The organism is Butyrivibrio sp. FC2001 (assembly GCF_000424125.1).
Classification (GTDB): Bacteria; Bacillota; Clostridia; order Lachnospirales; family Lachnospiraceae; genus Butyrivibrio.
Genome location: NZ_AUJH01000023.1, coordinates 62,188 through 70,076 on the forward strand (window position 1 = coordinate 62,188; position 7,889 = coordinate 70,076).

The 7,889-nt window shown below is 40.4% G+C and carries 7 protein-coding genes; 6 read left to right on the forward strand and 1 reads right to left on the reverse strand.

The window, feature by feature from the left end:
• Nucleotides 1-210: 210 nt before the first annotated feature.
• From G601_RS0111465 to G601_RS26865, 5 genes are all read left to right on the forward strand, one after another.
• Nucleotides 211-1,740: an ABC transporter substrate-binding protein gene (locus G601_RS0111465; RefSeq protein WP_026665436.1), complete on the forward strand. Its 1,530-nt coding sequence runs from the start codon at nt 211-213 to the stop codon at nt 1,738-1,740.
• 77 nt (nt 1,741-1,817) lie between these two features.
• Nucleotides 1,818-2,735, forward strand: coding sequence for a carbohydrate ABC transporter permease (locus G601_RS0111470; protein WP_026492929.1), 918 nt, complete (start codon nt 1,818-1,820; stop codon nt 2,733-2,735).
• Nucleotides 2,736-2,749: 14 nt separating this feature from the next.
• Nucleotides 2,750-3,676 carry a carbohydrate ABC transporter permease gene (locus tag G601_RS0111475; protein WP_242830095.1) on the forward strand — a complete coding sequence of 309 codons (927 nt, stop codon included), beginning with the start codon at nt 2,750-2,752 and terminating at the stop codon, nt 3,674-3,676.
• Between the two features lie 171 nt (nt 3,677-3,847).
• The gene (locus tag G601_RS26860) at nt 3,848-4,696 is read left to right on the forward strand and encodes a methyl-accepting chemotaxis protein (RefSeq protein WP_026665437.1); all 849 of its coding nucleotides are present in this window, start codon (nt 3,848-3,850) and stop codon (nt 4,694-4,696) included.
• A gap of 114 nt (nt 4,697-4,810) precedes the next feature.
• A complete protein-coding gene (locus tag G601_RS26865) occupies nt 4,811-5,491 on the forward strand; it encodes a methyl-accepting chemotaxis protein (RefSeq protein ID WP_026665438.1) in 681 nt (226 codons plus the stop codon).
• 76 nt (nt 5,492-5,567) lie between these two features.
• On the opposite strand, the gene G601_RS0111490 is transcribed toward G601_RS26865, so the two are convergent.
• A complete protein-coding gene (locus G601_RS0111490) occupies nt 5,568-6,494 on the reverse strand; it encodes an ArsR/SmtB family transcription factor (RefSeq protein WP_026665439.1) in 927 nt (308 codons plus the stop codon).
• A 158-nt stretch (nt 6,495-6,652) separates the two neighbouring features.
• On the opposite strand from G601_RS0111490, the gene pyk reads away from it, so the two are divergent.
• Nucleotides 6,653-7,630, forward strand: coding sequence for a pyruvate kinase (gene pyk / locus G601_RS0111495; RefSeq protein WP_026665440.1), 978 nt, complete (start codon nt 6,653-6,655; stop codon nt 7,628-7,630).
• Nucleotides 7,631-7,889: the final 259 nt, after the last annotated feature.

Consider the following 7,889-nt stretch of genomic DNA (forward strand, 5'->3'; position numbering starts at 1 on the left):
TTTCACAAAATAGCAATAATGTAAAGAGTGTGCAGCAATTTTTGATAAGTTTGTTTGAATACACAAAAAGTATTTTACGTTTTTATTAAAAACGACAAAAATGTAAAATGCTTTACAAAAATCTAAAATAATTGTTGACGTTCTAAATTTGTTTGTTTAAGATTACTACATAAGTTAATCACTAACTGAGGATTTTTAGGAGGATTTAACATGAGAAGGAAGTTTTTAGGTATTGCAATGGCAAGTGTAATGGGGCTTAGTGCTCTGACAGGCTGTGCTACAACAACAGTTGAGGAAGCTGGAGAGGCTGAGAGCACAGAAGCTAAGACAGAGGAAGGCAGTGGAGCAGAAACTGCAGACGCAGGAGATGCAACAGAAACTGCTGATGCAGCAGAGGCTGAGAGTACAGACGGTTCTTCAACTGACTCACTTACAGGTAACGGAGATAAGACACTCCATGTATTTCTTTACATGCAGGAGCATGAGAAGAAGATTTACGAAGATCTTGTAAAGCAGTTCGTAGAAGAGCACAAGGACGAGATCAAGGAAGTTGTTTTTGAAGTAACAACTCAGGATGAATACAATCAGAAGATGATTGCTAACATGACAGCTAATGATATGCCTGACGTATTCTATGTAGGACCTGCAGCAGTTCGTTCTTATGTGGATAATGGATACGTTCTTCCTCTTGACGATTATGTTGATGCTGACACAATCGGAAGCGTATGGGGAACAACACAGGAGATTTACCGTTATGATGGTAAGAATGTTGGAAGCGGATCACTTTACGCACTTCCCAAGGATCTTTCCTGCTTCGCATTTGCTTACAACCAGGATCTTTTCGATGCAGCAGGTCTTGAGTATCCTGATCCGGAAAAACCTTATACATACGATGAATTCATAGAAGTTTGTGAGAAGCTCACAATTGATAAGGATGGTGATGGAGAGATTGACCAGTGGGGTGTAGCTAACGCTGATCAGTTTGGTATGACTCCTTTCCTTTATTCAAACGGAGTTAAGTTCCTTAACGATGACATGACTAAGGTTAACGTTGCAAACAATGAGCCTCTTAAGGAAGCTCTTACATTCTATACAGACCTTACAAAGAATGGTCTTACACCTTCAGTTGAGCAGGATACAGCTCTTGGTGGATACCAGAGATGGCTTGATGGACAGGTTGCATTCTATGCATGTGGAACATGGGATGTTGCAGCATTTATGGATGACGCTACATTCCCTTACAAGTGGAACCTTTGCGGATGGCCTGTAGGACCTTCAGGTGACGGAAGATCACACACATGGATGGGATCAGTTGGTTACTGTGTATCTGCAACATCTGAGAATCCTGATCTTGCAGCACAGCTCGCAGCTAAGCTTTCAACAGACGAAGAAGGTCAGAAGGCTGTATCAGGTATCACAACTGGTGAGTCTATCCAGCTTCCTAATATCACAGAGCTTGCTTATGGTGAGTTCAAGGATGCTGTAAACAGCGGCAAAGTTCCTTATGCTTCAAATGTAGATGTAATCTTCGGATATTTTGATGGTAATGATCACTATGCAGCATCACTTCAGGAAACAGATTACACATACAATGCTGAGTGGTTCACTCCTTTCTGGTCAGGTGTATTCAATATCAAGAATGGCGATATCAGTGTAGAGGATTATTTACAGCAGGTTGAGCCTGAGATGCAGGAAGCACTTGATGAAGCTATCGAACTTCAGAATTCTGCTACAAACTAAGTTTTCTAAAAAAAATGATTTGATTAGCGGAGTCCCTTCGCCAGGCGGAGGGGCTCCCATTACTAAGAGGTATTTTTATGGCATCAAAAAAAGTAAAAGTTCAGATGTCTGCGATGGCAAAGAGAGAAGAGAGATGGGCATGGCTTTTTATAGCAGCCCCCTTTGTAGGCTTTATGCTCTTCATGGCGTATCCTATCGTCTTTGCTCTAATTGCCAGCTCAAGCAAATGGACTGGAATCAATTCACTCTGGGGCAATATTGTTGGCCTTAGAAACTATATTAAAATTCTCAATGATGCAAAATTCTGGAAGGCTATGGGAACCACTATTATCTATATGATAGGTATTCCGATCGGTATGATACTTGGAATGCTGGTGGCAATGGGTCTTAACAGGAAAATTCCTGGCAAGAGAGTACTTACAACCATGTATTATGTACCGGTTGTATCTTCGCTTGTAGCAGTTTCAATACTGTGGGCATGGGTTTTTAACTATGATTACGGTCTTTTGAACGGAATCTACAAAGCTCTTACAGGACTTCACGGTCCCAACTGGCTCGGCGATGAATTTATGGTCAAAGTCTCACTGATCATTTTCATGGTATGGAAGGGACTTGGAGGAACAGTAATTCTTTATCTTGCAGGACTTCAGAATATACCCCGTGATTATTATGAAGCAGCTATGATAGATGGAGCTAACAGCTGGCAGAAATTCAGAAATATCACATTACCGCTGTTATCACCAGTTACCTTCTACATCCTGATCACATCACTTATCGGTGGCTTCCAGGTATTCGTAGAGGTACAGGTCATGACTCCTTCAGGCGGACCTAACTACAGCGCAGCTACAGTTGTATTCTATCTGTATGAAAAGGCGTTCACAAACGGACAGCTTGGATACGGAAGTGCAGTAGCAGTAATTCTTGCAATTATCATATTCATTATCACGGCCATCAACTTCTGGGGTCAGGATAAATGGGTTAAGACTATAGAGTAAAGGAGGTGTGATTGATGGAAATGGCATTAAAATCTAAATCAGATGCAACTACAAATATGCCCAAAAGAGCAAAATCAAGTGCAAAAGACTATCAGACAGATCGCGTCACATCTTCTAAAGAGAAGGTAGTAAACATTATCATCTTTATTTTACTCTTTGCATTTGCGATAACCATGGTGTTCCCGCTTGTTTATATGGTGGCAACATCCTTTATGACAAAGAATCAGATTCTTTCGGGATCACTGACATTGTTCCCTAATCCTATTCTTATAGGTAAATACAGTCAGGTGCTCAGCAAAGGACAGTTCATATCAGGTATCATAAACACAATTTCAGTAGAAATTCCGGTACTGCTTATTGGCGGATTCACATCATCTCTTGCGGCTTTTGCCTTTGCAAAGATGAATTTCAGAGGAAAGAACGCTCTTTTCCTTGCCCTTCTTGCAACAATTATGATTCCTTTTGCAGTAGTAATGATACCTCAGTATGTTCTTTTTACTAAGCTTGGTTGGACAAACTCCCTTGCACCGCTTATTATTCCCGGATGCTTCGGTAATGTTGGAATGATATTCTTCTTAAGACAGAATCTTTACAGCATACCTACTGAGCTTATGGATGCAGCTAAAATTGACGGATGTAACTACTTCGAAATCTACTACAAAATATTCCTTCCGTTAATGAAGGGCGCTCTTGGAACACAGCTCATGCTTTGGTTCATGGGAATCTGGAATGATTACCTTGCACCCACAATTTTCCTTAGAAGTGAAAAGCATTGGACACTGCAGGTTGTAATCAGATCCTTCAATTCGTATTATGCTATTCAGAGTGATTACGCTCTGATAATGGCAGCTTCAGTAATTGCGATGCTTCCTACACTGGTACTGTTCTTCCTGTTCCAGAGAGTTATCATTGAATCAATTGCTATCAGCGGAATTAAATAATCAGAATATGATTTTAGGGCGGCAAACGTTTAAGTTTGCCGTCTTTTTTTATAAAAAATTTCGAATTCAAGCGATATTTATTGTTGAAAAGATATAAAAAGTTTAAGTATAATTGATTTGATAGCAATCATTCTGTTCTTAATCGTTCTGATTTTGTGTAAGGGGGCTTTTATGAGGGAGAAAATATTTTCTGTAAGGAAAGAAATCGCGCTAATAGCGGTTTTACCTGCGTTTGTTATCACCATAGCCATGCTGATAACAGGCATCATGTTTATGCGTTCCGGCATGGAGGAAGAGGTGTTAAAAGGACTTCTGGCTTCCGCATATACCTATAAGGATATAGGTATGGATATTGCAGATCGCTCTGCGGGAGATAATACCGTTGAAACACAGCTCAAGCAGGATGCCGGCTATGACTTTACGTGGTTCGATGGTGATACCAGAAAGAATTCTTCCCTTGGAAGCAGTGTAATTGGCACTAAAGCCGCTGACACAGTTGTCAAAGAAGTAATAAATGGGGGGAAAACCTTCACTTCTACAAATACCCAGGTTGCAGGAACTCCATATTTTGTTGCCTATGTTCCGGTTAAGGACAGTTCTGGAAAAGTTGTATCCATGGCATTTACAGGTGTGTCCAGACAGGCAGTTGAAAATCAGGTATTTAAGTCTATTGTGTTTATGCTCGTAATAGGCATTGTGCTTATGGCTGTAGCAATTATTGTTGCAGTAAAGGCAGCTATCAGCATGGCTGGTGCAATTAGAGCCATAAACGATAGCATACAATATCTGTCCCAGGGTGAGTTTAAGAAAACAGATAAGTACCTCGACAGAAAAGATGAACTTGGAATAGCTCTTAATAATACAAATTCGCTGATAGATAAGCTTAGCTCAATAGTTACGGACATCAGAACGTCCGCATCTACAGTTAATACATCATCAGCAGAGCTTTCAGAAATGGCAAACAGAATATCCCAGACAACTGAGGATGTTTCTAACGCAGTTCAGGAGATAGCTCAGTGAGCAACACAGCAGGCCGGAGAAATTCAAAGTGCTGCAGAGAATGTAGTTCTTATCGGTGACGCAGTAGGTAATGTTCAGGATTCAACCGAGAATCTTGACGGACTTGCTATAAAGATGAAGGAAGCATCTGAAATATCAAGCAAATCCCTGTCATCACTTCAGAATTCGTCTTCGGAGATGACTGCTAAGATAGATGAGATTTCAGATACAATCGCCAGAACCCAGGAAGCTGTTACCAATATTTCTGCTAAGGTAGAAGGCATCACATCCATAGCAACACAGACCAACCTGTTGTCCCTTAATGCTTCCATAGAAGCTGCAAGAGCAGGAGATGCCGGAAGAGGCTTCTCAGTAGTTGCAGAAGAAATCGGAAAACTGGCTGAGGATTCAAAGATTATGGCGGATGACATCAAGAAGGAGATGGATGTACTTCTTGGAGATGCATCCGCAGCAGTACAGGCCGCAGAAGATGTTAAGCAGGGTAATCTTGAGCAGCAGGATGCACTTGGAGAAACAATTGAATCCATAAATGGAATGCTTCAGGACATCGATTCGACCGTAGGCGGAGTTAAGGTTATCAGCCAGGGTGCTGAACAATGTGCATCCTCCAAGAACGCTGTATCCGATACCATGGATGCACTGTCAGCTATCTCAGAGGAGAACGCAGCATCATCCCAGGAGACCGGTGCTTCCATGCAGGAGCTTTCAAATACTGTTCTTGAGCTTGCTAACGAAGCAAATGACCTCAGGGAAATATCCGAGAAGCTAAACAGAGATATGGAATTCTTCAAATAATATTTATAGAAGATAAGACGACAAAAAACGCTTTCCCCTAAAAAAGGAAAGCGTTTTTAATATTCAACCGTATGCTTTACTGAACAGGATCAATAGGACTGTAGGCTATCTTTACATTTATATCCTGGCTGTAGTTACCGAAGGTCTTTCCGAAAATAGTAAGACCACCTACATGCTCAGCATCCTCAGGAACTGCCATTTTAAACTTGATTCCGCTCTTACTTGTCAGATTGAAATGATCTATTGAAATATCTGAAATCTGCAGACCATCAATAAAGGTTCCGCGGTGATTGATTACCAGCATTTTGAGAAGTCCATACTGATTCCAGTTCGGGAACCACCAATCCGGTGTGAAAATACCCTTAACATCTCCAAAATCACCTGGAGATATCCATGTGCCTAAGAATTCACCATTAAGATAGAAAGAGATATCTGAAGGCCATACATTGTTTACACCGGGAGCTTCACTTGAAAGCTCAGCTGAGATACAAATTTCATCAATCTTCTGATTAAAAGGAATGAAATTGGGTACCACATACTCAACGTAGCCCTTAGTGAACCAGAGTATATCGGCATTGTAGCGATCAGGATGAGAGAAGTAGCGGGTATCATCAACCTGACCAATTATCTGAGTGGATGAAGCCAGTCCGCATGTAGGATAAACATCGTAATCGGAAAACTGTCCAACCTTTATATCAGCTGTATAGATGTTCTCATCGCGCTGCTCATCCTGAATATCTATCAGAATCTTATCAACATGAACGGAACAGATCTTCTGATTGCCATGACCGTTTGTCTCATTGCTGACAGTAATAAGACCGCATTCTTCAAGCTTTCGAATATGACTGGTGAGCGCACCGTTAGTGATATTGAGACGACTGGCGAGCTCATTCATGTTCATACCGTTATCTTCCAGTAATATTTTAATGATTTCAATTCGTACATCTGAGCCCAGAGCCTTGAAAAGTTCAAGCCCTTCTGAAAGTGATTTAATATGAAGCATGATAACTCCTTTACATAAAAGTAAAATATTTAATAAAATTATATTATCATATAAAATATATGAGGTTCAAGCATAAAGAACAGCTATATTTGTTGTACGTTTTTGCATGAATAGTATAATGAAGAAAACGTTTATTATTATAGAAAGAACAGGAAAATATGGTAAAAATTTATGGTACTTTAGGCCCGGCCTGTAATGATGAAAAATTACTAAAGGAAATGTTCAAAGCGGGAATGCACGGAGTTCGTCTGAACTTATCCCATTCCATGCTTGAGGACAACGAATCACTTATTTATATAGTAAAAAGTGCTGCCAGACAGTGCGGTATTACTCCTGAAATTCTGGTGGACCTTCAGGGACCGGAGCTCAGAATAGGAACCCTTGACAATGATATAGACCTTCTGGAGGACTCTGAATTCATTTTAGGAAAAGGTGGAATACCTCTTGATGCCAAAATACTGTGCGAGCTTAAAAAGGATATGGAAATCCTTTTAGATGATGGAAAAATAAAAGCACATATCCTCGCTAATAATGGAGACAGGGTCACAGCAAGGGTTGACAGAGGAGGAACATTAAGAAGCAGAAAGAGTATAGCGGTAAAAGAAGTAGAAATCAGAATGGATGCACTTACCGGATCAGATATTGTAAATATAAAAGAAGCCGTGCGATTAGGCATTACAGGAATAATGCAGCCCTTTGTAAGAGGAAAGGAAGATGTCCTTACTTTAAGAGATGTATTACAAAGGGAAGGCGGAGCTTCTATAGAAATATTCGCCAAGATAGAAAACAGGCGCGGAATAGATAAGCTTGATGAGATAATAGAAGTAAGCGATGAAGTCATTATTGCCAGAGGAGACCTCGGCAATGCCGTGCCTCTCTGGGAGCTTCCCGGAGTGCAGAAGAGGATAGCAGAGAAATGCCGTCTTTCTAATAGAAGATTCATGGTAGTGACCCAGATGCTTTCCTCTATGGAAAAGAATCCTGTTCCAACCAGGGCGGAAGTAAGCGATATATTCAATGCAGTTCTGGATGGAGCAGCATCTGTAATGGTGACAGGAGAGACTGCAATAGGCAATTATCCGGTTGAAGTTATTAGTTATATGAAAAAAACAGTGGCCAGTGCCGAGAATTTCTAAAAAAATAATGCCAACAAATGCGATAAAATAGCGGTTTTTAAAGAAACTGCTATTTTTTTTGAAAAAATTTGAAAAATGTTGTTGACACTATATGGGGGTAGTGATATATTAAATATCGCTGCGGCGCACGGAACTTCTTCGAAAGACCTGCAAGCCCAGTATTTAAGCACATTGACAATGAAATAGTAATGCAACCCTGAAAATTCCAAAAAGAAATTTCAGAGAACAAAACAACCTAACTAAAGGTAAAACGGACAGA